The 24,783-nt window shown below is 69.2% G+C and carries 21 protein-coding genes and 4 pseudogenes; 10 read left to right on the top strand and 15 right to left on the bottom strand.

Annotated elements, in window-relative coordinates; genetic code table 11:
* Positions 1-93: 93 nt before the first annotated feature.
* On the bottom strand, positions 94-3,825 hold the full coding sequence (locus QC029_RS01270; RefSeq protein ID WP_279553391.1) for a LamG-like jellyroll fold domain-containing protein: 3,732 nt from the start codon (positions 3,823-3,825) through the stop codon (positions 94-96).
* A gap of 234 nt (positions 3,826-4,059) precedes the next feature.
* Positions 4,060-4,838: pseudogene (locus QC029_RS01275) on the bottom strand (transposase family protein).
* Between the two features lie 143 nt (positions 4,839-4,981).
* On the opposite strand from QC029_RS01275, the pseudogene QC029_RS01280 reads away from it, so the two are divergent.
* Positions 4,982-5,121 (top strand): annotated as a pseudogene (locus tag QC029_RS01280) (IS5/IS1182 family transposase); the annotation flags it as partial.
* Positions 5,122-5,403: 282 nt separating this feature from the next.
* Here the strand turns inward: QC029_RS01280 and QC029_RS01285 are convergent.
* From QC029_RS01285 to QC029_RS01300, 4 genes are all read right to left on the bottom strand, one after another.
* On the bottom strand, positions 5,404-6,150 hold the full coding sequence (locus QC029_RS01285) for a transposase (RefSeq protein WP_279553392.1): 747 nt from the start codon (positions 6,148-6,150) through the stop codon (positions 5,404-5,406).
* A gap of 92 nt (positions 6,151-6,242) precedes the next feature.
* Positions 6,243-6,512 carry a hypothetical protein gene (locus QC029_RS01290; protein WP_279553393.1) on the bottom strand — a complete coding sequence of 90 codons (270 nt, stop codon included), beginning with the start codon at positions 6,510-6,512 and terminating at the stop codon, positions 6,243-6,245.
* Positions 6,513-6,547: 35 nt separating this feature from the next.
* Positions 6,548-7,324: a hypothetical protein gene (locus QC029_RS01295; protein ID WP_279553394.1), complete on the bottom strand. Its 777-nt coding sequence runs from the start codon at positions 7,322-7,324 to the stop codon at positions 6,548-6,550.
* 36 nt (positions 7,325-7,360) lie between these two features.
* A complete protein-coding gene (locus QC029_RS01300) occupies positions 7,361-8,086 on the bottom strand; it encodes a hypothetical protein (protein WP_279553395.1) in 726 nt (241 codons plus the stop codon).
* Between the two features lie 524 nt (positions 8,087-8,610).
* Here QC029_RS01300 and QC029_RS01305 point away from each other — a divergent pair.
* Entirely contained in the window at positions 8,611-9,384 is a 774-nt protein-coding gene (locus QC029_RS01305) for a transposase (protein ID WP_279553396.1), read from the top strand.
* 54 nt (positions 9,385-9,438) lie between these two features.
* Here the strand turns inward: QC029_RS01305 and QC029_RS01310 are convergent.
* The 6 genes and pseudogenes from QC029_RS01310 to QC029_RS01335 all read right to left on the bottom strand — a co-directional run.
* A pseudogene (locus tag QC029_RS01310) lies at positions 9,439-9,714 on the bottom strand (hypothetical protein); the annotation flags it as partial.
* A 25-nt stretch (positions 9,715-9,739) separates the two neighbouring features.
* Positions 9,740-9,988: pseudogene (locus QC029_RS01315) on the bottom strand (arsenite S-adenosylmethyltransferase); the annotation flags it as partial.
* Positions 9,989-10,022: 34 nt separating this feature from the next.
* Positions 10,023-11,477, bottom strand: a complete 1,455-nt coding sequence (locus QC029_RS01320) for a hypothetical protein (RefSeq protein ID WP_279553397.1) — start codon at positions 11,475-11,477, stop codon at positions 10,023-10,025.
* Between the two features lie 292 nt (positions 11,478-11,769).
* A complete protein-coding gene (locus tag QC029_RS01325; RefSeq protein ID WP_279553398.1) occupies positions 11,770-12,126 on the bottom strand; it encodes a hypothetical protein in 357 nt (118 codons plus the stop codon).
* A gap of 13 nt (positions 12,127-12,139) precedes the next feature.
* Complete coding sequence (locus QC029_RS01330; RefSeq protein WP_279553400.1) at positions 12,140-12,502, bottom strand: hypothetical protein; 363 nt, start codon at positions 12,500-12,502, stop codon at positions 12,140-12,142.
* A complete protein-coding gene (locus QC029_RS01335) occupies positions 12,499-12,927 on the bottom strand; it encodes a hypothetical protein (protein ID WP_279553401.1) in 429 nt (142 codons plus the stop codon). Before QC029_RS01335 ends, QC029_RS01330 begins: the two co-directional genes overlap by 4 nt.
* Before the next feature lie 145 nt (positions 12,928-13,072).
* Between QC029_RS01335 and QC029_RS01340 the strand changes: the two genes are divergently transcribed.
* Entirely contained in the window at positions 13,073-14,035 is a 963-nt protein-coding gene (locus tag QC029_RS01340; RefSeq protein ID WP_279553402.1) for a site-specific integrase, read from the top strand.
* Positions 14,036-14,466: 431 nt separating this feature from the next.
* Here the strand turns inward: QC029_RS01340 and QC029_RS01345 are convergent, their stop codons facing one another.
* Positions 14,467-15,012, bottom strand: a complete 546-nt coding sequence (locus QC029_RS01345; protein ID WP_336621553.1) for a GIY-YIG nuclease family protein — start codon at positions 15,010-15,012, stop codon at positions 14,467-14,469.
* Positions 15,013-15,270: 258 nt separating this feature from the next.
* Between QC029_RS01345 and QC029_RS01350 the strand changes: the two genes are divergently transcribed.
* On the top strand, positions 15,271-16,536 hold the full coding sequence (locus QC029_RS01350; RefSeq protein WP_279553404.1) for a DNA sulfur modification protein DndB: 1,266 nt from the start codon (positions 15,271-15,273) through the stop codon (positions 16,534-16,536).
* Between the two features lie 124 nt (positions 16,537-16,660).
* On the opposite strand, the gene QC029_RS01355 is transcribed toward QC029_RS01350, so the two are convergent.
* Together QC029_RS01355 and QC029_RS01360 are read right to left on the bottom strand one after the other, a co-directional pair.
* The gene (locus QC029_RS01355; protein WP_279553405.1) at positions 16,661-17,326 is read right to left on the bottom strand and encodes a YdcF family protein; all 666 of its coding nucleotides are present in this window, start codon (positions 17,324-17,326) and stop codon (positions 16,661-16,663) included.
* Positions 17,323-18,117 carry a GntR family transcriptional regulator gene (locus QC029_RS01360; RefSeq protein ID WP_279553406.1) on the bottom strand — a complete coding sequence of 265 codons (795 nt, stop codon included), beginning with the start codon at positions 18,115-18,117 and terminating at the stop codon, positions 17,323-17,325. Before QC029_RS01360 ends, QC029_RS01355 begins: the two co-directional genes overlap by 4 nt.
* Positions 18,118-18,681: 564 nt before the next feature.
* Between QC029_RS01360 and QC029_RS01365 the strand changes: the two genes are divergently transcribed.
* The 6 genes from QC029_RS01365 to QC029_RS01390 all read left to right on the top strand — a co-directional run bounded on the left by QC029_RS01365 (position 18,682) and on the right by QC029_RS01390 (position 24,720).
* Positions 18,682-18,945, top strand: coding sequence for a DUF6284 family protein (locus tag QC029_RS01365; RefSeq protein ID WP_279553408.1), 264 nt, complete (start codon positions 18,682-18,684; stop codon positions 18,943-18,945).
* On the top strand, positions 18,945-19,223 hold the full coding sequence (locus tag QC029_RS01370) for a DUF6303 family protein (protein WP_279553410.1): 279 nt from the start codon (positions 18,945-18,947) through the stop codon (positions 19,221-19,223). Before QC029_RS01365 ends, QC029_RS01370 begins: the two co-directional genes overlap by 1 nt.
* Positions 19,220-20,185: a DUF2637 domain-containing protein gene (locus tag QC029_RS01375; protein ID WP_279553411.1), complete on the top strand. Its 966-nt coding sequence runs from the start codon at positions 19,220-19,222 to the stop codon at positions 20,183-20,185. The genes QC029_RS01370 and QC029_RS01375 overlap by 4 nt, the downstream gene beginning before the upstream one ends.
* Positions 20,186-20,526: 341 nt before the next feature.
* Positions 20,527-22,095, top strand: a complete 1,569-nt coding sequence (locus tag QC029_RS01380; RefSeq protein ID WP_279553413.1) for a hypothetical protein — start codon at positions 20,527-20,529, stop codon at positions 22,093-22,095.
* 2 nt (positions 22,096-22,097) lie between these two features.
* The gene (locus QC029_RS01385) at positions 22,098-24,203 is read left to right on the top strand and encodes a hypothetical protein (protein WP_279553414.1); all 2,106 of its coding nucleotides are present in this window, start codon (positions 22,098-22,100) and stop codon (positions 24,201-24,203) included.
* A 220-nt stretch (positions 24,204-24,423) separates the two neighbouring features.
* Positions 24,424-24,720, top strand: a complete 297-nt coding sequence (locus tag QC029_RS01390) for a hypothetical protein (protein WP_279553415.1) — start codon at positions 24,424-24,426, stop codon at positions 24,718-24,720.
* Positions 24,721-24,783 lie beyond the last annotated feature (63 nt).

The following is a 24,783-nucleotide window of genomic DNA, read 5'->3' on the forward strand; positions in this document are numbered from 1 at the left end:
TCGCGTGCGGCCGCCCAGAGACAGGCGGCCGCACGCTGTCGAAGGTCTGAAAGGAAGGAGTGAGTGCGGGGCTGCTGCCTCCGCCTGGGGCGGCTACGCCGCTGGCTGTGCGATTTGAGAAGTCACCTGGTCAGGAGTCATCGCTCCGACCCACAGGCGCAGCTTCGCCAGGTCGCCCGGCAGGTGGTGGCCTGTGGTTCCGCCGCTGGAGCCCCGGCCGGCGGAGAGGGTTCCGCTGCCCTGCTGGGGTATGGCAAGGCCGGGGTCTTCTTCACCCTGGTAGGCGAACTGGCCGACGAAGAGCTGCGCCACGCCGAATCGCTGCTGGCCGCTGTCGTCGGTGAAGGCGGCGGTGGCATCAAAGACTCCGGTCACATCGATCCAGGTGTCCCACTCGTGCGCACCGATGGGGTCCTGGGCGGCTGCGGTCGCGGTGTCGAGGACTGTGCCGTTTGCGTCGACAGCCACCCGGCCGAACTTCCACAGGTAGAGGTCTTGGCCGTACTTCTCCACCCACAAGGCCCAGGAGGATTCCTTGCCGGCCGGTGTGGCCTGCGCGGCGACCAGCCCGCGGTAGCCGGCCGGTTTGGCGGCCAGCAGGTCCTTGTTCAGCCGTACCCGGGCGGACACGGTGAACGAGCCGGTCTCATCGACCATCGGCCCCCCGGTCGAGGCGTAGCCGGAGGTGCCGTTCAGCACCAGCGCGGTGGCGTCCTCGCCGGCCAGCGTCGCTCCCGTGCCCGACAGGGTGAGCGGGCCGTTGCGGTAGGGGAAGGCGGTATTGGCCGGGTTGTCCGGGTCCTCCGGGCTCTCGACGATTTGGGTTCCTCCGGCTGGGGAGGTGGTGGCGTCCCAGTGCGCGACCAGTTCGTTGGTCGGCACACCGTCCTTCGTCAGCCGGTACTCGCCTAGAACCTGCTCTGGTTCGTGGTGCTCCTGCCAGACGGCGACCTCGTCGATGCGGCCGCGGAAGTACTCGCCGTAGGTGCCCCCGACCTTCGACCGGCCGATCTGCAGGTTCCTGTTGCCCGCCCAGGGGGTGTAGGTGGAGGCGGCCTTGGCCAGTACCAGCGGCTCGCCCTGCGGCTGGCCGTTGACGAACAGCTGGATGGTGTCGTTGCTCTTGTCCGCGTTCCCGTGGGTGTTGAAGACGCCGGCCAGGTGGGTCCATACCCGCACCGGCGGTTCCGAGGCGTCTGCCAATGAGCGCAGGTACACGGGGCCGTTCTTGTCCTGGTCGGTCCTATTAAAGACCCACTTCTTGTAGTGAGAGGAGTAGTACAGGGTGAACGCCGACCCGTAATCGCCCGGGGCTGAGAGGACCACGCGGTTGGCTGACGCGTCCGTCAGGTAGACCCAGGCGGACACTGTGAACGAGCCTTCGGTGTTGACCGCCACGCCGTCGGTGGAGGCGTAGCCTCGTAGGTCGGGATTGCTGGAGCTGTCGTTCAGCCACAGGGAGTAATCGCCTGCTCCGCGACGTCCCAGGGTCGACCAGCCGGTTCCGGCCTCGTCCCGCAGCACCGCGTCATGGCGTACGCCGACTTCGCCGGTGTCCTTGGCCAGGGTCACGCCCGATCCCGGTGCGCCGTCGTCGAAGCGCCACCGCCCCGTCGGGCCTGAGGCAAGTTCCACCTTGAAGGTGAACTCCTGTGGCGGCCCCCACCGCACCCGGCCGTCCTTGCCGAGCTGGAGATCGCTGGCTTCTACCGACAGCGTCTGTGTGCCCGACAGGCCTGGTACCACGTCCTTCACGGTCACCGGGGCGTTGACGCTTGTGGCGTTCACCTGCTTGGTCGCGGCGGCGTCGCTGGACAGCAGCCGCCATCGGTAGGCCCGTATGTCGTTGTCGGCCGCGTTCGGCTTGAAGGTGAAGGTGCCCGGTTTTCCGGGGCCGCCGTACGGGTTGCAGAGGTTGGTGGTGCACTCCAGGTAGGGGCCGCCGGAGGTGATGACCGGGATCCGCGGGGCCAGGGTGTCGATTCTCAGGTAACACCAGGAGGAGTAGGGGGAGAACAGATCACCGGACTTGCCGCTGTAGCTCCAGTGCGACTGGGTTCGCGCCCGGAACCGGTACAGCCCGCCGTCAGCCAGCTTGGAGGTGGTGATCTTCTCCAGCGTGCCGTCCGGGTGCCACCCGGTGTCGGGCTTGTAGCCGCTCCACACCTGTGACCAGGTACCCGAGGTCGTGCCGGTGCTGCTGCGCTGCATCACGAACTCGGCCTGCAGATAGCCCTCTTCCTCACCCTCGTGGGCTTCAACCTTGGTCTGCACGCTCGCCTGCAGCGTGGGGGTGTCCACCGTCACCGTCAGCGGATCGGAAGAGGCGCGGCAGTAGGCCCTGGTACCCGTGCCGGGGATCGCGCCGACCGATGCAGGCACCCCGGGCCTGTGGACGTACCAGACCTTCAGCTCGGCGTTGGGCGCGAACCGCTTCCACGCCCGGGGCTCGCTCTCGTCCTTGGCCCGCAGCATCAGCGTCAGTCGGGAGATCTTGCCGTCCGCCAGCGCTCGCACGGTGGAGGTGAGGTTCTCGTCGGTCTCTTCGGGATTGTCGTTGAACTCGATCCAGCTGTCGGGCTGCTCGGGGCTGCACAGGCTGCCGCGGCCGGCGGAGACGTAGCGGTCGCCCATCTGGTCCAGCTGCTTCGGGCCCGGCCAGCGGGTGCCTTCGGAGATGTTGTCGGTGCGCTCCAGATCCACCCAATAGGGGGTGCAGTTGAACGACCAGGTCTCATACGCGCGGAAGGTGGCGTCCAACACGTGCTTGCCGGCCAGATTCGGCGCCCCGTACTCGAAGTACATCCGGTCCACATAACCCGAGCCGCAGGCGTAGCCGTCCGCGGTGCCGCAGCGGCCCACGCCCTTGGGTTCGCTGAACTTCCAGAACTTGTCCCCGTCGGAGGACAGCTTCGTCCACTCCGACTTGCCCAGGCCCACCGAGGGGTCGATGAACACCGGGTAGACGGTCTCCGATCCGCGCAGCAGTTCCAGGTCCGGCTCCACTGAGACGGCGCCGTCGCCGACCGTCACCGGCAGTTCGGCGGTGGCATCGCCTTCGCCGGGCTCCGCCGCAGGGCTGCTGCCGTCTGCGGTGTCTTGGGTGGTTCTGGTGGAAGTCGGCAGCAGTTGCGTCTGCGGGCCCACCGCGCCGTCGCCGGCCGAGTCCCACATCTGGCCGGCTGCCCCGCGGAAGACGGGGTTGCCGTCCGCGTCCACCGCCCGCAGGCCGCCGCCCTCGCCGGGCACCACGCTCAGTCCCTCGCCCGCGGCGGTGAGGGTGATCTCCTCTAGCGCCGGGTTGGCGGCCGCCTGCGCGGTCTTGACCACCAGCACCTCGCGGTAGCCCTCGGCCGTCGCGGTCAGCTGCAGATCCACGCCCTCCAGGACATCCGGGTAGGTCGCGGTCGCCCCGTCCAGCACCGGCGCGGGCAGCGCGGCGGGCCATCCCAGCTTCAGTCGCTGCCCGCCCAGGCCCAGGCTCAGCATCTGCGCGCCGCTGCCCCCGCCGGAGAACGACAGATCCACCACGGCCGCCCTCGGTCCGATTCTGCCGTCGGAACGTTTCTCCAGCGTGATGTCGATGTCCCGCCATGTGCCGTCCCCGGCCCTGGCCCGCTGCGGCTCCGTCGACTGCGTCAGCGTGAACGTGCCATCCGGGTTGGCCATGGTCTGCGAGTACTCGGTCCGCGCCGCGACCACCTCGACCGGCTCACCCGAGGTCGCCGCCTGCTGGGAGGCGGACTGCTCCGTCAACGCCTCCGTCGGCACACCGGCGTGGGCCGGGACGGCTGGCAGCGCTAGGGCTGGCAGCGCGGAGAGCATCACCGCGGCCGCGGCCGCCCCACTCGTCGACCGGCCCAGCCGCCGTCTGCGCACGCGCGCACGCCAAAACCCCCGCACCATCCCCACGCCCCCGCCCCAAGGTCACACGATCTTCAAAAGACCGCCGCAGTCAACCCGCCCCCCACCCACCGGTCAAGACCACCTGCACATGACAAGCCAGCCGGAGGCCAAGGTTGACCAAAAAGCTCACCGTGGACTGAGGCTTTTCCAACCTCAGCTTGACGTCGCCAGGTGAAGGGCGAGCACGGCCTTGACCAGGTCGGTGATGCGGGTGGTGCTGCAGCGGAGCTTGCGCAGCAGGCGCCAGGACTTCAGGGTGGCCATCACCTGCTCGCCGACCGTGCGGATCCTGGCGTGGGAGACGTTGACGGCCTTCTGGCCCGCGGAGAGCTTGTCCCAGCGGCCGCGGTACGGGACCCGAACGGTGCCGTCGGCGCCCTGCTATTCCTGCCCTGGTATCCCTTGTCTGCCCAGCAGCGCGCGCTGGCCTCGGCCAGCGCCTCGATGACGCCGTGGGTGCGGGCGGCTTTGATGTCGTGGACCGCGCCGGGCAGGGCGGGCGAGGCCCACAGCAGACGGCCGAACGGGTCGGCGATGACCTGTACGTTCATGCCGTGGCGCTTGTGCTTCCCCGAGTAGTACGGGCGGTCGGCGGCGATCCGGTCGATGGGCAGCAGGGTGCCGTCCAGGATGACGAACGCCTTGCGCGCGGCAGTGCGGGCGGCCGCGGCGAGGTTCGGGGCGACGGCGGCCAGGACCAGTACCGCCTCGGCGACGTAGCGATAGACGGTGGCGATCCCGACGCCGAATCCGGCCGCGAGCTGGGCGTAGGTGTGGCCGCACCGCAGATGGGCCAGGACCAGCAGGGCCTGCCGGTCCGCGCTCAGCCGGCGCCACCGCGTGCCCCGCTCCCGGCGCCGGGTGGACAGCAGTCGGGAGAGGTGCCGCAGGGTCGAGCTGGACAGATCGATCCCCGATGGGTAGACAAGCACGTGAAGCTCCGGGCGGACAGGTTGCTCTTGGTCGACAACCCATCTACCAGGAGCTTCACCTCTTCTCGGACAACGCCTCCGCGCCAACTGACCAGCCCGTCAGCCAAGTTGGAAACGGCTCACTGGCCTTCGACTCCGAGCTCCACAAGCGCCGCAACGTGGTCGAGCGGTGCTCCAACCGAACCGACTCAAGCAGCGGCGCGGGATCGCCACCCGGTATGGCAAGACCGCCCAGTCCTACCAGGCAGCCGTCACCCTCGCCGCACTGCTGATGTGGGCGTGACACTTTGACGACACCGCCTAGTGGCCGGTGGTCCCGTTTCGGGCTCAGTCCGGTGCGGCGCGTTGTCATGAGGATCGGCCCGGGCCCCTCCCGGCGAAGAGCCCCCCACAGCGAAGCGGCCTTGAGTCGAGAGATCGTGAGGCGACACTCCTGTGACGATGCCACGGTCTCAGGCATGCCGGTCCTCCCCAATGGCCCTCTGTCCCAGCCGCTCACCGTCTGAAGCGCGCTCCCTGGCGAACCGTGACCTTGCTGCTCGGCGGGGGTAGGTACTGAGCTCTTTCAGCATTGCCTCTCCAGGGTGAGGACGGCGGCGATGGCGGTCATCCGGTTGGGACTGCAGCGAGCTCTGCGGAAGATGCACCAGGACTTCAGTCTCGCGACGCTTCGTTCGACGGGTGCTCGTGCCGATGTCAGGGCCCGGTTGATCGTTCGCTGGGTCGGGCTGAGGTCCTGGTGCGGAAGTCGTCTGATTGGTGTGGTCACCCATGGGCCGGCGCCGATGTAGGCGCGGTCGGCGAGGACGGGCACGCCTTGGCGTTCGCAGATCCGGATGATGCGGTGGGTGCGGGCCGCGGTCAGGTCGTGGGTGCGGCCGGGCAGGGCGGGCGAGATCCACAGCAGGTTGCCCGCGGGATCGGTGATGACCTGCACGTTCACGCCGTGGCGGCGGTGCTTGTGGGAGAAGTCGGCCCGGCTGTCGCCGACCCGGTCGCACTCGGCGAGCGTTCCGTCGAGCAGGACGTGATCGGGATCGCCTTCCCGCAGGACCCGCAGCAGTCTGGGCGCCCGGCGGGCGAGGTGGCCGACGACGGCGGTGACGTAGGCGTGGGCGGTGCCGACGGATATGCCGAAGCCGGCGGCGATCTGCGTGAGCGGGTCGTGTCGGCGGAGGTAGATCAGGGCGACGAGAGCACGCTGGTGAGGCGGGAGCTTGCAGCGGCGGTCACCCTCACGGGTGACGATGAGCATGGTTACCCACTCGACCAGGGCGTGAGGCAGGTCGAGTGAGGCAGGATAGGGAACCAACGAGGCTCCTGTGCTGATGGGTTGAGACGTCGAACACCTCTCTCAACGGCACAGGAGCTTCGTGCGTTGCGGGACGCTGGCCGGTCACCCGATCAGTGGCCACTCTGAAAGAGCTCACTCAGCGGCATACCGACCTGAAGAACGACTTCTACGCCAAGGTCCGTGCGCGCGGCGTAGTTCCCGACAGCGAGCGGCGGCTTCGCATACAGATCACGAAACTCAAGGAGCTCCGTGCCACCGACGCTGCCGAAATCCGGCAGCTCAAAACCGACGTCGAAGCTCTCGTCAGAGCGCTTCACACGTCCCAGGCCGAAAACCGACTGCTGCATGCGGAACTCGCCCAGACCGATGCCAGGGTCCACCGCCTGCCCACATCCCGACCGTCCGGTAATGACGTCTAGGGGTCGGTCGTACCGAGCGCGTTCCGGGCGGCCACGATCAATGCCCGCCGCGCATCACGGTAGTTGTTCCGGCGCTGCCTTCGCTCTTCACGCGCACTCCGCACATTGTCCCGCGGGTTCCGTTCATACTCATGAGGCACAGCCGCATTCGCGAGCAGCAGTCGCACTTGGTCACGGTCGAGCTGGGGGACTGCATACAGAGCCTCAATGACCTCCGCGTACTGCGGCGGAGGATCCCCTGCACGGCGCGGATCCCACAGCGGCGGATCTGAGGCGCACAGCCGAGCAAGCGCCGCCTTCGCCCGCACGGCCGACGGCTCGCTGGCTTGGCTCAGTTCGTCCAAGGCACGCAGCGCTCGCTCGGTCGGCGCCCTCGTCCGTGCCGCGTGGTAAGCGCCCTGCACCACCCGGTGCATGTCGGCGAGAACGCCGTCCATTCCGGGCGGCGCGGCGAGCTCCACTTCGGCATGAACGAGACCGTATGCGTGATACGCCTGCTCAACCTCCGCCCGCGATTGCGACGGCGTATGGAGCCCCTCCGTCGCCTCCATACACTCACTGGCCGCCCGCAGGTACGCGGTAAGGGCCGGCCAGCGAAGTTCACGCAGTGCCTGATGCTGCGTCGACTTGGCTGCGGTATCGGCGGCATCCCGCGCAGCCTGCGCCTGGGCATGCCCACCATGTGCTTGGATCCGGGCGCCCACGACAGTGCCCACGATGGTCCCGCACACACCGGCAGCACCAATCAGGGCCACTGTTATCTCCGTGTCCATGCGCAACATCATTGCGTACGGCCACTTTGTCTGAGATCAGGCAGCCGCTCCAGGATGCCTGGGGAGGATCTCGTGAACTCTGGCCAAGCCAACGAGAGGGTCGTTCCCGTCGTCTCCGGGAGCTTCTCCGCTCCCGGCCATGCCGTCTGCATCCGCGGCGGGGATCACGACGATCCCAGCGAGACTCTCCGTCACCCACGTCGGCGGGGTCCTTCCCGCCAGCACATCCGCCACATACTCGGGAACTTCCGAGCGGAGCCCGCGCAGCATGTGCGCGAGGTAGGGGACGGAGAAGTGCCCGTAGTCATTGGGAACCTCTTGGAAGAGGGCGCCACTGACAGCACTGGCGCGTTGCATGACCGCAGCTCCAGCGAACTGGCCATTCCTGATCCGCTGGACCGGACGGAGTAACTCCTTGGCCACCCTCCGAGAACCCCTCTGAGGTTCCCTCAGAAAGCGAGCAAGAGCCTCCGAGAGGTCCCGCGCCAAGGGCACGATCGGAGCGTCCGGGGCATCTGGGCTCGCAATATCCTCGAGCGGGGCAGCATCATGAAACGCTGCCACTGCGGAGTCGCGCCCATACAACTCGACAGCTGTCTGAGCCACCAAGGCGGACACGGCGGACACCCCCGCTCGGTCACGGTCCTTGCATGGAATTCCTTCATGCTTGCGGTCACATAACAATTCATTCCGGTACTCGACGTCGCCACAATAGAGGACATAAATCGCCGGGATCTCGTAGCGATCTGCTGCCTTGATCAATTTGGAGATCTGAGGCCGGTCATCCCCACGTGACTTGTAGTTGAAGTCGACGTGCCAGCCGCCGCGTTCCTGCTTCAGAATCTTGGCTTGGACGAGAAGCCCGTAGCAAGTTCCGTCGCGATCAACCCACCACCACTGCCAGTCCGCTCCGTTCTCCTTCTCCTCCTTGCCGGTGAACTTCTGGAAGATGATCCGGGGAAAGAGTTAGCCAGGAGTAGGTCGGTCGCGGATTTCTCTTCCCACATGTGGCTGGCCTCCAGCATCGCCGTCATGTGGTGGTCGACAGCCACCCGCCCACGGCGCAGAGCCTCAAACGGGCTGGACTGATAACTGGTGGAGTTGTTCAACGCGGCTCACCGCTCCTAGGGACTGGGAACATCGCACGAAGCTCACACCATCCAACCGCAACCCAGCGGGCGCCGCCCGGACTTCAATCGATCCTCAACATGCTGAACTTGACAGGGAAGCCTTCGACGACTAGACGGTGTCCCGTAACTGCTGGTCATGGATGAGATGATCTTGTTGTGGCTGGTGTGATCACGGCGTCGGAGCCGTCCTGGATAGCCCCGTTCACCGGGCTGAGCCCGCGGCAGTTCGCCAAGCTGGTCACCGCGCTGCGGCGGGAAGGAGCGGACCCGGTGCGCCGGGGCCGGCCGTGGTCGCTTCCGTTGGAGGACCGGGTGCTGCTGGTGGCCGCGTACTGGCCCACCAACCTCACCCTGCGCCAGCTCGCCCCGCTCTTCGGGATCTCCAAGTCGGCCGCCGACCGGATCGTCGACCACCTCGGTCCGGCCCTCGCGCTCCAGCCCCGCAAGCGGTACCGCAAGAACACCGTGCTCATCGTGGACGGCACCCTGGTCCCCACCCGCGACCGGAACGTGGCCGCCTCCAGCAAGAACTACCGCTACTCCACCAACCACCAGGTCGTCATCGATGCCGACACCCGCCTGGTCGTCGCCGTCGGCAAGCCGCTGCCGGGCAACCGCAACGACTGCCGGGCCTGGGAAGAATCCGGCGCCAAGGACGCCGTCGGCACCACCCCCACAGTGATCGCCGACGGCGGCTACCGCGGCACCGGCCTGACCATCCCGCACTACCGCCGGCACCAGGACGAGGACCTGCCCGCCTGGAAGGAAGAGCACAACGCCTCCCACCGCCGGGTCCGCGCCCGCGTCGAGCACACCTTCGCCCGCATGAAGACCTGGAAGATCCTGCGCGACTGCCGCCTCAGAGACGACGGCGTCCACCGCGCCATGCTCGGCATCGCCCGCCTGCACAACCTCACCCTCACCGGATGACGAGCAAACAAGCAGGTCAGCCGACACGTCCCTGAGAATTTACGGGACACCGTCTAGCGCGGTGTGCGCGGCGATCATCAGCTGGTGTCGGGAACGCTCACCCCAGTCGAGAGCCTTCTCGGGGTCTTCCAGCGGCGGCATGTCGAAGCCTGCGGCCCACTCGGCGGCAGCCTGCTGCTCCTCGGCGCGCTTGGCGGTGAGCCACTGCTCCTTGGATGCGGTGTCGGCGTCGCGGGCGGCCTTCCAGCAGTCGGTGCAGTCCCGCCCACCGAGCCAGCGGGCGAACCCGGCCCGCTTGTCGGCGGGGCGGTTCGCGAGGTCATGATCCACACTGTGTCCACAGGTGTGGGCAACTTTCTAGGACGCGCTCGCCTTCGTTCATGTCGGCGACCGCCGTGGAACTGCCGCAGCTGAGCGACGCCGCGATGGCGCCGGCCGCAAGCTCGTCGGTCTCACCGCCGCTGTAGAGGGTGGAGCCGAAGTTTTCGTCGATCTCCACCGGCGCCGGTCCGCAGCAAGCAGTCCCGCCCTCGGTGACCTTCAGAGCGGAGGCCGCGTAACGGGCCCGGACTGTCTCGCGGAGGTCGGGGGACTGGTCGGTCATGTCGGACCTTCCAACTTGCCGTTGGTGCATGCGGTCAGCCCGTCAATGCCTTGACTTCCTTGTCCACGGAGTCGGCAGTAGGGGTCAGGTCCCCATCGAGCGAGTCCAGAATCAGTCCAAGGGCGGCCTGCGGGTAATACTCGCGCCCGTGCAGCGGCTTGTGGCCTGCACCTTTGAGGCGCGCCAGCATCCCGTTCTCCGCCTCCCGGGCAGCCCCCTCAGGAAGGCCGGTGAAGAGCCGATGTCGGGTGTTGTAGCCGTCGCGGGCGTGCCGCGACAGCCGGACCTCTCCGTCCCCATTGCTGATGCCGAACTTGACCCCCGGCTTGCCGGTCACCCGGTCTGTGCCCGTCACGACGTAGAACACATCCTTCGGTTTGACGGCCCCGGCTTTGGCGGCTTGGCCGGTCCTAGCCTTCCGCTCGGCAGCAGCAGCGCGCGCTTCCTGCGCCCGGGCCCGTGCCTCCCGGTCGGCCTCCAGTTTCTGCATGGCAGCCTCGCGCTCAGCTCGCTCGGCAGCCTCGCGCTCAGTCCGGAGAGAGGGTTCACGCGCTTCCGCGTAGTTCCGCTCGGTCGCGTGCACACGCATCACGTGCATATAGGCGCGGAAACGGTCATAGTCGACGCCTGGCTCGAACCGCACGATCGCCTCTGCGATGTGCGCCTCGTCCAGCGTGTACTCGCCGTCCTGGTGGCGGTGATCCTCCCAGCTCGCCTCGACGACGCCCCAGAGTCGCGACGTCTCGATGCCTCGCAGGCCAGCCAGGTGGTAGCTGGCCTGGATGAGGTATTTGCCGACAGGGTCGTCCCAGAAAGGATCGTAGATATCGGGGCCGGGGATTCGACGGTCGGTATTCTGCGGAACAGCGGCACGGACGCCCCTCAGACGGTGCCGCGAAGCGGCGTACGTGTCGACCCCTACGTCACGCGCAGCAGCCCGCAGAGCCGTCACGGCCTGTGCCAGGGCGATTCCTGCAGAAGTGACCGCCTCCATACAGGCAATTACCTCAGCCGATTCGTATACCTCGCTCGCGCGCACCTCGATCGCAGCTGGGCCTGACTGCGGCTCTTCCGCCGAAACGATCGGCGCCACTCCCGCAAGGGCGGCTAACAGGTGATCGGCGTCCGCCCACGGGACCGTGATGTGCACGAACCCGGAGTCAGGGAGTGGGTGGACGTCACGCCCAGCGCCGTACTTGCTGTGCTCCCCGTGACAGGTCAGGTCAACCCCGACCCGCTCGGCGAGGAGCCGGATCCCTCGGACTGCTTCCACGGCCCAGCCGTTTCGTACCTTGATGGGTGCGCGACCGTAGCGGTCGAGGTCTCCTTGGTATGGCGGGGCAGGAATCTCAATGAGTACGCCTTCATCGCCCCTGGCGAGAAACGCCTCCGCGTCCGGAGCACCCCCTTCCCTGAGAACCGTTTGGAGGCCCCGCCCAAGACGCTGCTTCTCGTCCTTCGTGTACCTGGACCACTTGCGCACACGCACGCTGACTCCCCCCTCGATGGCCGGGCCACCCGGCCGGAACGGCGACTCTATTCCGCTGCTCTGACATCTCCGCCGAGCGGGCGTACCAGGACTTCGTCGAGCGGGACTGGACCGCCCCCGCCGGGGTGCGCGCGCAGGCGAGCAGGGACCCGACGATGTACAACAGGCCCTGTGTGCCGGTGTCCAGGGCGAGCGCGGCGTGCCGCAGCCGCTGGGTCGGGCAGCAGACTCGGCCACAGGGCTCGCATGCCGGCTTCGAGGGCCGGCGTGGACAGGCCAGCCGCGACGACGATCACCGTGGCGAGCGCTGGTCCGCCGTGCGGTCCGGCCACCGGGAGCTCAGCAGCAGGCTGGAGTTGAGCAGCGCGGTGGGGACGTGTACGGCGGTCTGGCCGTAGCGGTCCATGAGGCGCCCCTTGACCGGTTGCGCCAGCGCGGAGGCCAGCCCGTACAGGGCGCTGAGCAGGCTGCCGAAGGCGATGCTGCCGCCGTTTGCGGTGATCCACAGCAGGATCGCGATGGGCGCCATGGCGTTGGGGAGGCGGCCGGTGAGGGTGCCGCCGAGGAGGCGGGCAACGTGCGGGCTGCCCAGCACCGCGCCATAGGTGATGCGCGGTGCCGGGGCAGTCGAGGGGGCGGTCAGGGACAACGGGAGCTTTCGGTCAGTGGCGGGGGCGGCGGGCCGCGGTGGACGGTGGTGGCTGGGCGGTCATCGCCGTCCTGGTGAGGCGGCCGGTCGTCGTCGGCGCTGCATCGGAGGGAGGCGTGCGCAGCGACGGGTCGAGGTCGACGCGGTAGTGCGCGGCGGTCAGCATCTCGGCGGCCCAGGTTGCGTGCTCGTTCTCCCACTCCTCTCCCATGTCGAACGGCAGGCGGATCCAGTGCCCTCGCAGGGACGGCTCGAAGAGGAAGCCCGCACGTCGCAGGAAGTCTGTGGCGAAGGAATCGAAGGCGTCGTCGAACTCGACCTCGACTTCACCGCCCCGGCCGCGGGTGATGCGGATGGACTCGCTGTCGGGTCTCACCGGCTCCGTCCTGTCCCCGACGCCGTCAGGTGGGCGGTGGGTGCGTAGGTGGGCCTCGGCGGGACCGGACGTGCCGTGGGCGGTGCGGCGGTGGGTGCCGGACCGCGCTGCGGTGAGCGGCCGGCGGCGGCCTGCGCGAGTCGGCTGCGGCGTTCCATCAGCTCGTTCGGGGACGGGCGCGGTGGGCTGGCGGAGGCCGCGGGGTCGAGGGCGTGGTCGGCGTGCACGGTGTAGCCGTGGTGGCGCAGATCGTGGACGGCTTGGCGGGTGCGGCGCGGACCGTCGCGCTCGGGCTCGGTGAGTCGGAACATCCCGGGCTTGCCGGGCACGGGCTCGAACTGTTCCCGTACGAGGAACCAGTGAGCCAGGTCCGGCCTGACCGAGCCCAGCCCTACCGGGCGCGGGTGCGCTGGATCGAGCCTCACACCAAGCGGCGCACGTCGCTCTCGCAGTCGCACGGCACCGAGGAACAGGCGCAGGAGTGGATCGATGCCCTGAGCGCCCGCGGCGCTGCGCGGGATCGATCCGGCCACCTCCGTTCAGCCACTGGCTGCCTATGGGGAGGCGAACATGGCGTTGGCGTTGCGCGGGCTGGAGCCGAAGACCACCGATCCCTACCTGGCCGGCTGGCGGCTGCGGGTGGTGCCCTCCCTGGGGCATCTGCCGCTGCCGATGGTCAGCAACGGTGCGGTGGACCGCAGCGTGTACGGGTGGATCGCGGACGGGTGCAGCCGGTCCACGGTGAAGAACAACCTGGCGGTGCTGGTGCGGGTGATGGAGCAGGCCCGGCGGGACGGGCTCATCCAGTCCAATCCGGCCCGGGTTAAGGGCTGGCAGAGCGAGTACCACAGGGCCGAGGACGAGCTCGATGATCCCCGCTCCCTGGCGCTGCCGGACTGGGCGGCTCTGACCGCGTTGGCCGACGCCCTGGTCGCGCGCTCCCATGGGACGTTCGCCGGGCGGGGCGAGGTGGTGGTCTTCGCCGCGTGCACCGCGGCCCGGATCGGAGAGGTCTCGGGGGTACGGGTTCGCGACATCGACCCGGTGAACTGGATCTGGACCGTGCGCCGCCAGACCACCCCTTCCCCGGGCGGGCTGGCGGACAAGCGGACCAAGGGCAAGGTGGCCCGTCGGGTGCCGTTGATCGAGGAGGTGCGGCCCCTGGTCGCCCAGCGTCTGCTGGCCGTGGGTCCGGATCCGGATGCCCGGCTGTTCACCGGTCCGCGCGGCGGACGGATCACCACCGCGGTGCTGCGGGACGCCACCCGCTGGGACGAGGTCGTCGCGCGGCTCGGCTACGAGCACCTGCGCCGTCACGACCTGCGGCACACCGGGCTGACGTGGATGGCCGACGCCGGGGTCCCGCTGCATGTGCTGCGGAGGATCGCTGGGCACGGATCGCTGGCCACCACCCAGCGCTATCTGCATCCGGATCTGCGGTCGATCGCCGAGGCGGGCCGCTCGCTCAGCGCTCACCTGTCGGTGGTGGCCGGCCCGCCGAAGCCGCCGGGGGCGGTGCGCCGGGTGTTGTAGGCATCCCACAATCGGGTGGAGAACCCCGGCGATCTTGGTCCCCAGGGAAACGTGCTCTGGTCTGCGGTTTCTTCTCGCGGTTGGTCCCCAGGTGGTCCCCAAGGGGGCGGCGGCGCGTCGGCTGGCCTGGTGTGCCGTCAGACGATGAAAGGCGCTCCGACCTGGGATTTCTCCCCGGTCGAAGCGCCTTCCGACACCGTCGGGACGACAGGATTTGAACCTGCGACCCCTTGACCCCCAGGCGTGTGTCATTCCGCAGGCTTTGCCGTAGGAGCTGTGTTGGGATGGCCTGGTGGGTTCTCTCTGCGGCACAGGCGTTCGCTGGTGTACGTGCTCGTTGATGTCAGCCGTTGATGTCGAGCATCTGTCCCGCCTCAGTTCGTCCCAGCCGTAGGCGTCGGCACCTTGTAAGGCGGACACGGTTGCCTTCATTAGGTGCTGATGGGCAGTTCCCTGGCCCGCTGGCGGGCTTGGGCGCGTATCTCGGTGAGGCGGGAGTAGAAGCCGTTGTGCCGGTTCTGGTCGAGGTTCAGGGGTAGGTCGAGCCTGGTGATCAGGTCGGACTCCAGTGTCCATGGCTCCGGGTGTTCCACCCAGCACACGCGGGCGTGCTCCGCCATCCACCGGGTGAGTTTGGCTTCCCCGGCCTCGCCGAAGGTCATGCGCTTGCCGCTGCCCACGCGACGCAGCTCCAGCCCGAGCAGGCAACCCAGGGTGAGCCGGAGCGTGGAGCCGGCTGCGTTGCCCCGGAAGTGGTAGCGCACCCGCGTCCGCAGGTTCTGGGTGCTCTTCCGATTTGCCATGTACCGCGGAGCGATACCCACGTAGAGCAGATGGCCAGCGGGCAGGTCGCGGAACGGTGCCTTCTCGAAGTGCCAGCCGTAGACACCGGCTACTGCGGGGACGGGGCTAGGGCGTATCAGGATCTCATTTGCTGGCCACAGTCGGCCTAGGCTGGAAAGAGCAGCCGCGTACATAGGTACCTCCAATAATGGGCAAATCTACAGACGCGTGGGTGTCGGCCTCGGTTCCGACGGCTGGCTAGTCGGTATGGATAGTCCTATCAAACAGTCAGTCTTGGTCATATCTGGTCATGCATAAGAAGCTTTCGGTCACAAAAATAAACTTGTGGCGACGTTTAAGAAATTATTCGCGTTGACTATCGGCTAGGCGCTATGGTTTGGCTGTTGTCGCGCCGGTCAAGAGCGTGGCCAATCCTATTGGGGGGCATTCTCGTGAGCATCAATATCGATCCGCTGCGGCTGTCTCAGCCGCAGGACTCCAGCACGTACCTCGCCATCAAGACCCCTCAGGGAGGCCGTACCGTCTACAGCGTGCGTGTTCCTCTGTTGGACCTCCCGACCATCCTTCCCGTCCCCGACCCAAACAACGTTGACAAGGACAACCGCAAGGTCGACCGCCTCCACGCTAAGCACTTCGGCGAATACCTCCACACCAAGCAGGACTGGGTCGCCCCTGCTCTCCTGGCTCGGGATGGCGGCGGTTGCACTTTCGAGAAGGTGGACGAGTACGGAACCGTCGGCTACCTCACCGTCCCGTGGGCGATCGGCGGTATCTCTTCCCTGCGGACCATCGACGGCCAACACCGCGTTCTTGGCGTTGCTATCGAGAAGCAGCGCATCACCGACGCTATCTCTGCCGTCGATCGTGAGATGGCCCGCAAGGTCAGCGTGGAGAAGGTAGCCAAGCTCGAAGCTGAGCGCGAGAAGCTCATCAGCCAGATGAACCGCCTGAAGGCCGAGTACGTCGGTCTGGATATTTACGTCGAGCCGGACCCGATCAAGTCCCAGCAGATGTTCGTGGATGTCGCCGACAACGCCAAGGGCATCAGCAGCGCTGTCCGGGCCCGTTTCGACAGCTACAAGGTCGCCAACCGGACCCTGTCCGACGTCATCGACCACCCGCTGCTGAAGGGTCGGGTCGACGCCGAGCAGGACCGCATGACGCTCAAGAATCCCAACCTCATGGGCGCCAAGCACGTAGCCGACATCACGCGCGCTGTCATCGCCGGCGCTGGCGGTCGGATCAGCAAGAAGGCCGAGCAGACTCTCACTGACGGCGAGGTGATCGAGCAGGTCAAGGACTTTCTCGACGTCATCTCCAACGCCTTCACCGATCTCGCGGCCCTCACCGAGGACGATCCGGAGGCGGAGCGTCAACCTGGTGAGCTCACCATGGCCCAGGAGGTGCGCCGTACCTCTCTCCTTGGCTCGGTGGGCATGCTCCGCGTTCTCGGCGGAGTGTTCCGTGAGCTACGAGCGGGTGACAACCCAGCCGAACTCGATGACATCACCGCCTTTTTCAAGCGGCTCGACCCACACATGACCGCGCCGGTCACCGAGACCAGCATCTGGCGTACCACCGCAGCGAACGACGACTTCGAGCCGAACGCCGCCGCGCCGATCATGCGCACCCAGAACATCGTCCACCTCGTCGGCGTCATTACCAGTTGGTACAAGAAGGCCCCCGCCTCCCTGTAACCAAGCAATAAAGGTAGCGAAGGGTGTCCCCCGCCTTCGTGAGCGACGCCCTTCGTCACCTCCGACGACCCGCAGGTGGCCCCGGGTGCCCGGGGCCGCTACGCGCATTCGATCGGCACTTTGGTCAACCCTGGGAAACGGTGTCCGGCACGATCCGGCTCGTGAAGCCCGCGTTCCGCAACCGCTGGTATGCCGCGGCCACGTCGTCAGGTACGTGCTGCTCGACCATGAACCCCTGCCGGGGGTAGATCATGAGCCGTTGCTGAGCACCGACCAGCATGTCGATCACTAGGTGAGCGTCCTGGATGGAGTCGACGTATTCGGTCAGGGACATGCGGGCAGACGCGCTCACCCACTCGACTTTGGGCCACAGCTTGCAGGCCGTCGCGTAGGCTCGCCGCTCCTCGTACGGCTTGCTGACCAGCAGGACGGATGAGACGGGGACGCGTTGCTCTTCGAGTAGCGCGCGTGAGAAGCGGATGTTCTCCCCCGTGTTCCGGGCGTGCGGCTCAACGAGGATCGCTTCCGCCGGCACGCCCAGCTCTACCGCTCGCTCGCGGTAGTGCTCGGCTTCGCCTCGCGGCATGCGGTCGCGCGTTGTGGGACTGGTCGCGCCGGTGAAGACGATGAGCGGCGCCATGCCGCGGTGGTAGAGCTCTGCGGTGGTGTCCGCCACGCCGAGATCGTGGCTGCCGAGGCCAATGGCGACCGAGCAGGGGCGCACCTCGTGTCCCATCTGCTGGAAGTCCCAGAGTTGTTGAGCGTCCACCCATGCCTGAGCCGAGATCACTTGGCCTTTCCTCCGTCGTTTGCCGAGTCGGGCACCTTGAAGTCGTATGTCCACGAGAAGCGCGTTGCTGCGTGGACACCGATCGCGAACTCCACCACGGTCCCGTCTGCGGTGAAGGTGGTGCGGTGAAGCTCCACCACCCACTCGCCCGGTGAGAGCTGGAGGAGCTGCGCCTCCTCCGCCGTGGGGACACGTGCGAACAGCGTTTCCTGCATGTGGTCGATCTCGTATCCGGCGTCGTACAGGACGCGGAAGCCACCGCCGCGGCCGGCGGGCCCCGGCGTCGGATCGACGATGCGTGTTCCCTCGACGTGCTCGGGGCGGTAGTAGCTGGTCAGTGTGTGCGTGGGCTGGGAGCCCTCCTTAACCACACGTGCACGGGCGTACACCTCCGCACCCTCCGGCAGACCGTGCGCCTCAGCGACAATCGCCGACGCTTTCACCCGGCTGACGGTCTGCGTCTGCTCGTTCCGGCGGTAGGCGCGCCCGGACGCCACTCGGTCCGCGATGAACGCCACCTCGTCGCCGTCGCGCCACTTGGCCTTGTCGTACCGCGCGATACCGAGCCGCTTGAGCGGCGCCCGCTGGCGCACAACGGTGCCGTGACCGCGCGACGAGGTGACCAGTCCCTCGGCTTCCAGGGCCTTGTAGGCCGCGTGGACCGTGGACTTCGAGCCTTCACCCGCTTCGACCAGCTCCCTGATCTGCGGTAGCTGATCTCCCGGGGCGTACTCACCGGTCCTGATCTTTTCGGCCAGTCGGTCAGCGAGTTCTCGCCACTTGGGCGCCATGTAGCACTCCTCTCAACACCGCCAGTGAAGCACAGTCCCAGGACTGTTGACAGTCCTGGGACTGTGCGTCATCGTCTTGCTCAGTGGCTCGCAGTCCTAGGACAGTGAGCTTCGGAGGGCCTTCTTTGTGCTGCTCCGAAACGCAGGGCGGACACGCTGCAGGACCGCCCGGTAAGGCCAGAGGACAGGGCTTCGGCCCGACTGGCGAGGTGGCCCGGTGACCGCGAGCAACGGCCGGAGGGTGGGGACACGGTCCCCCTTGCAGCACGTCCCTTTCTCTTCGATCGACAGGAGCTCTGATGTTCCGACGAAAACGATGGGCACCGCCGTGACGGACCGGCCGGCGGTGTCTGTGCGGTAGCCCGGTCCGCCCTCTGCCTGGCACCGCAGCGGCTGACGCTGCGGCCGGTTGCCTCCTCCGCCCGTCCGGTCCCGCGCACTGCGCGGCGCTGTACGGGCGGGGCGTGGGGAGCCGGATGTTCCTGCTCTACGGCCGCGGCCCCGGTGGTGCAACACCGGGGCCGCTCTGCTGGGCCGTTCCACTGTGGAAGGGATCCACGACCCATGAAGCACAGCATGACACTCCGAACGGTTGCCGCCGCTGGCCTGGCCGGTGGGGAGCCGTCGGCCGCCGAGCTGGACGCGATCGACGCCGAGATGCCGCTCATCGCGGCCGAGGTCGAGCTGCTGGACGCGCAGATCACGGTGCTGGACCGGGTGCCGTCCGAGCTGGACGCCCGCCGTCTGCGCCGGGCCCGCCGCCGGGTGCTGGCCGCCCGCCGGACGCTGACCAACCAGGGCATCGCCGGTTCGCCGGAGGTGGCCTGATGGCCGGCACGTTCACCGCGCAGTTGGCCACCCGCGGCGGCCGGTGGCACCTGTACGTCGCCCTGCCGAACACCGGGGAGCCCTGGCCCGGCCACGACTTCGGCACCCGGACCACGGTCCCCACGCGGGCGGAGCGTTCACGCGCCTTGAACGCGCTGGGCTACACGCTCACCGACGACGCCGAATGGGTGTGGGTGGAGGACAGCGAAGTCCACGATGACCCCGCCTCGCCGGTGCTGCTGATCGCTGCGACCAGGGTGTGGGAGGCGGCCGGATGAACAGCGTTCAGATCCGTTCAGCCGAGCGCGCCCTGTCGGTGGGGACGTGGCTGATCGTGGCCGGGGCGATGCTCTACTCCATCCTCACCGTCACCCCGCTGATGGCCCGGCACACCCCGCCCGGGTGGGGCTGGACCGCGCCGATCCTGCCGCTGGTGGTGGACGCCGCGGTCGTCATCGTGGTTCGTCTGGACGCCGTGCTGGCCCGCCTGGGCGGGCGCGGCGGGCGGTGGCCGGTGGTGCTGCGGTGGATGACCGGCGCCATGACCCTGGCGTTGAACGTGGCCGACTCCGCGCTGAAGAAGGACCTGGTGGGCGTGGCGGTGCACGCGGTAGCACCGCTGCTGCTGATCGTCACCGCCGAGACCGGGCTGGCCTACCGCCGCGCCATCGCCGCCGCCCAGGAAGCGCAGGAGGCCCGGCAGCGCGCCGAACGGGAACGGGCCGAGCAGGCGGCCCGTGAGCGCGAGGAGGCGGCCGAGCGGTGGGCCCGGGCCGAGCGCGAGCACGCCGCCCTGCTCGCCCGTGAACAGCGTGAACACGAGGCTCGTCTCGCCCGCGAGCAGGCCGAGCGCGAGGAGCGGGCCCGGCGGGAGGAGCGGAAGCGGGCCGAGGCCCGCGAGCGCGCCGAGCGGGAGGCTCGTGAACGCGCGCAGCGCGAGCGTGAACAGACTCAGCGGGAGCGTGAACGCCGGGAGCGGGAGGCGGCCGAGCGGGAGCGCCGTGAACGCGCCGCGCTGCTGGCCGGTGGGCCCGTGGACGAGAAGCTGTCCGAGGAGAAGGCCCGCCGGATCGTGCACGCTGCGTTCGTCGAGGGACTGCCGGTGCGGGCCGCGGTCGAGCTGTGCGGCTGGTCGATCGGCTGGGTCTCCGCCCGCTACCAGGAGCTGCGCGACCAGCCCACCCCGGCCAGCAGCGCCGGGCGGCCGGTCAACGGCACCGCGCTGGCCAGTAGGCCCTGATACGGCTCCACGGCCTGCCGCCCACCTTGCTCGGTATGTGCCTGCCCGGCGCCTTCCCTCAACGAGTCATGCCCCAGCTAAGGGCCGAGGCTGTCCAGGAAGTTAGTGACGGCATCCAGCACGCGCTTCCAGCGGCGGTGTGCCCTGCTGCAGTAGCGCCGTCTACGCCACCAACTCCGTGGCTGCGGCACCGGCCTGCCGCACAGTCCACACGGCCGCGTCCGCACCGTCAATCCCCCGCCCATGCCGCCCACCGTAGCGGCCCCTCGTGCCGGGCCCGGCCGTCCACCTTCCACAGCTTTGGCCGGGCCCACCCTCCCAGAACAAGGAGTGCACTCAGCATGACCGACACCACTCTCACACCGGTAGCGGGCCCTGAGGCCCTGCCGGACGCACCGCCGCCGCAGCAGCAGGTGCCCGAGCAACCGGCGCCCGCGCTGGCCGCCGAGGTGGACCACACGCCCGGCGGCTGGCCGGTTGTTCCGCTCGCGGTGACCGGCACGAACACCACCGCCACCCTGCTCGGGGCCGCCGCGCTGGTCGGCGGACCGGCGGCGCTGGCCGTTGCCGCCACGGGCGCGGTCGTCGTCGGCACGGCCGCCGCCGCGCGTACCCGGCGCGGCTGGCGCGGTACGGCGCGGGCCGCCCGCACCGGCACCGCCCGTACTGGGAACGGAGCGGCACCAGGGGCGCGCGGTACCCGCAGCGCCGGGACCGGCCGGGTGCCGCTGCAGAAGCGGCCGACCAGCCTGAGCAAGAAGAACGGCGCGGGACGCGGGGCCGGTACGGCAGGCACGGCCGGTGCCCGCGGCAAGGCCGCCCACCGGGCTGCCGGTGCGGGCCGGGCCGGGGCGCTGCCCAGGGCCCGCACGGCATCCATCAGTGCTGGCACCCGGCCGGGCCGGGCCGGTGGGCGGATGACCCAGGCGCGGGCAGCGCGGGAGGCGGCCCGTGCGGCGGCCCCAACGCGGACCGCGCGGCGGGCGGAGACGACCGGAGCGCGCCGCGCGGTGGCCGATGCCCGCCGCGCTGCGAAGCACCAGGCCCGCACCGCCTCCCTGGCCGGTAAAGGACCGGTCGGACGGACCGCGGCCAAGGCGCTAGGCGCAACGAGCGCGGCCCGCCGGAAGGCGGTGGACCGGGCCCGTGCGGCGCGGGACCGCGCGTCGGCCCGGCACCTGGACGGGCAGCGGGAGGCGGTGCGCACGGCACCGGCCCGCAAGCGGGCCCGGAAGGCGCTGTGGCGGTCCGCAGCCCGGTTCCAGGGCCGTCGGCTGCTGGCGGTGCTCCTGGCGGGAACGCTCGGGCTGATCGGGCTGGTCACCACCCCGCTGGGGCGCCGCCTGGGCTGGGCGTGGCTGATGTACCCGGGCCGCCGCCTGTATCGGGCGATGACCCGCACCGCCGCCGAGCAGCGCGCCGCCCGCGATGCGGCGATCCGCGAGCAGCAGGCGGAGGAGACCGCAGCGGAGGCGGACGACGGCGAGCAGATCGGGGACACCGCCGAGCGTCCGGCTGGCGCCGTCCCTGCCGCACCCGGCACGACCACCAGTGAGGGAGAGAGCATGTCCGGTTTCCGGTTCGAGGAGGCCGCGGCCGAGATGGAGGCCGCGGCGCAGAGCTACGAGCCCGAGAACGCCATGGAGATCCTCGCCATGGTCGAAGGGCTTCCCGCCGCGCTGACCAGCGTGGCGAACGTGATGCGGATCCTGGCCGAGCGCGCCGATGGCGAGTTCCCGCTGGAGAAGGAGGTGGCGGACGGCTTCAACGACATGTTCGGCGCGCTGATGTCGGCCGTCGCGGTGGCCGAGGACATGGGACCGCTGTTCCGCCAGGTCCACGAACAGGACATCGCCCGCCACGAGGACCCGCGCAACGGGCCCCAGGCCGAGAAGGGATGGAACGTCTGACCATGACCGCCAACACCGCCTCAACGGGGCCGGTGTGGGACTGGGCGGCCGGTCACGGACCCGTGACCGGCGCCCTGTCCGCCACCACCGGATGCCTCGCCGTCGCCACCACCGGTACAGCCGCCGGCATGCCGCCCGGCTGGGCGCTCGCCATCGGTGCGGCCGGAGCGATCGGCCACACCGTCACCAGCCTCCGCGACCGCCTGTCGGCCCGCACCATCGGCATGCGGGCCGCCTCCTGGCTCATCGGCGCCGGATGGACCACCTGGGCCATGGCCTCCGGCCCGCTGTCCTGGACCGCGCTCGGCTCGCTGGCCACCCTCGGAGTCGGCATCGGCGCCGCCGCCCGCGCCACCCTGCTGCACGAGGAGGCCCGGGAGTTGGAGGCCATCGCCGCCGCCGAACGCCAGGTCGCCGCCGAGCTCTCCGCCGAACGACGGGCCATCGCCGCCGAATGGGTCGACCGGATCCAGCGGGTGTGCGGGATCACCGTGCGGGTGCGGGCGGTGGAGATGTGGCCCACCGGCACCGGCTTCACCCTGGACGCCGACCTGCCGCCCGGCGGGGCCACCTACGACCGCATCGCGCGGGAGGCCCCCAAGCTGTCGGCGGACGCACGGCTGCCGCACGGCTGCACCGCCACCGCCTCCCCGGGCATCGACCAGGGCCGCGTCCTGGTGGACGTCACCACCGTCAACGTGCTCGCCCAGGAGGTGACCTACCCCACCGACTACGGGCCCCTGTCGGTCCTGACCGGCATCCCGTGGGGACTGCGGACCAACGCCGAGGAGATCCGCGCCTACCTGCGCGAGCAGTGCGCGCTGGTCGTCGGCCCCACCGGCTCGGGCAAGACCAACATGGTCCACACGATCCTGGCCGGGTTCGCCCGCGCCGAAGACGTACTCACCTGGGTCATCGACCTCAACGCCGGATCGGCCGGCCTGCCCTGGGTGCGCCCCGCCCTCGACCGCGACGGGCGACCGGTCGACGGAATGCGGCCCGGGGTGGACTGGCTGGCCGCCTCCCCCGAGGAGGCGGCCCTGATGCTGGACACGGCGGTGCGGGTCGCCAAGCACCGCAAGACCGTCTACCAGGACCTGATGGCCCGCGCGAACACCGACCTGCTGCCCATCAGCCCACAGATCCCGCAGATCATGCTGGTCATCGATGAGGGCGCGGAGATCCTAGCCAGTAGCGACAAACCCTCCCGCATGCTCGCGGCCAAGATCCTGGAAGTGATCCGTATCGCCCGCGCCATGGGCATCCGCACCGTGCTGACCGCGCTCGGGGCCACCGGCGCGGTGCTGGGCAACCTGATGATCCGCCGGGAAGCCAAGGTCCGCGTCGCGCTCACCGGCGGAGAGACCGAGGGCATGGACCTGGCCAAGCAGTTCCCCGGTACCCGCGGCCTGCGGGTGGACCAGGCCCCCTACAAGGGCGCCGGATTCCTGGGCACCCCCGAGTCCCCGGCCGCGCTGTTCAAGTCCTGGCGGATCCTGCCCAACCAGATCCGCGACATCACCGCCGCCACCGCCGACCGCCACCCCACCCTCGACGGACCGTCCGCCACCGCGGCCGGAGACGCCTACGCCCGGCGCTGGGATCCCGGCCGCACTGCCTGGATGCGCGACACCACCAGCGAGCGAGAGCCGAACCCCGGCAGCAATCTGGCGGAGCGGGGAGGGCTGAACCTCTCCGCCCTCCGCGGCGAGCAGCTGCCCACCGCGGAACCGGACGAGGAGGAACTCGCCCGGCGCTTCCGTGAGCAGATCGACGCCCAGTTCGCCACCGCCCCCGAAGCAGGCGCGACCGAGTCGGACGAGCCGCAGCCGCCCGCTCCGGGCGGGCTGAACCTGTCCGCCCTCAAGGCCGGGGACAACCCGGCTCGCGATGCGGCACTGGCGCTGCTGCTCGCCGCCGGCCTCGAGGGCACCGGAGCTTCCGCCATCGCCCGCGCACTGGCCGACGAGCACGGCACCACCCGGCAAACCGTCGTCGGCTGGCTCAAGAGCTGGACCGAGGACGGCACCGCCGTACGCGTCGGCACCGGCACCAAGGCCCGCTACGTCCACCACCGCCACGCACCCGACAACCCCACCGAGCAGTGACCGCCTGTCGCCTGTCGCCCCACCCGCACACAGCCTCCCAGACGACTCGGTGAGGGCCGAAAACCGTTTGTGACCTGCGGCGCGACAAGTGACAAGACAAGACAAGCGACACCCCGCACGACAAGCCGGATGACAAGACACACGACAAGCAGAGCCCCGCCCCGCCACCCGTCGGGCGGGGCTCTGCGTTTCCGCACACCCACCACTCAAGGAGGCCGTCATGAACCGCTGCGAACCGCCGGGGCACCTCGCCCCGCACCTGCCCGCCGACCTCTACCACCGATTGGACGACCGCACGATCGTCATCGTCCACACCCCGCCCCCGCGGCGCCGGGCCACCGCCTACGCGGTGCCGCTCGCCGTCGGGTTGGCCGTCGCGTTCGGGTTCATCGGCCTGGCCGCCGCCGCCCTGGCGCTGTTCGAGTTCGCCGTCCGCACCGCCGCCCTGCTGGGCACCCTGGCGGGCCCGATCGGCATCGGCACCTTCCTCCAGCTCGCCCGCCCCAAGAGCAAGTGACGCCCGGAGCGGGCCGCACTCCCGGCCAAGGAAACCGCGGCCCGCTCCGGCACTCCCAACTCC

This window comes from Streptomyces sp. DH37 (assembly GCF_029813835.1).
Taxonomy (GTDB): domain Bacteria; phylum Actinomycetota; class Actinomycetes; order Streptomycetales; family Streptomycetaceae; genus Streptomyces.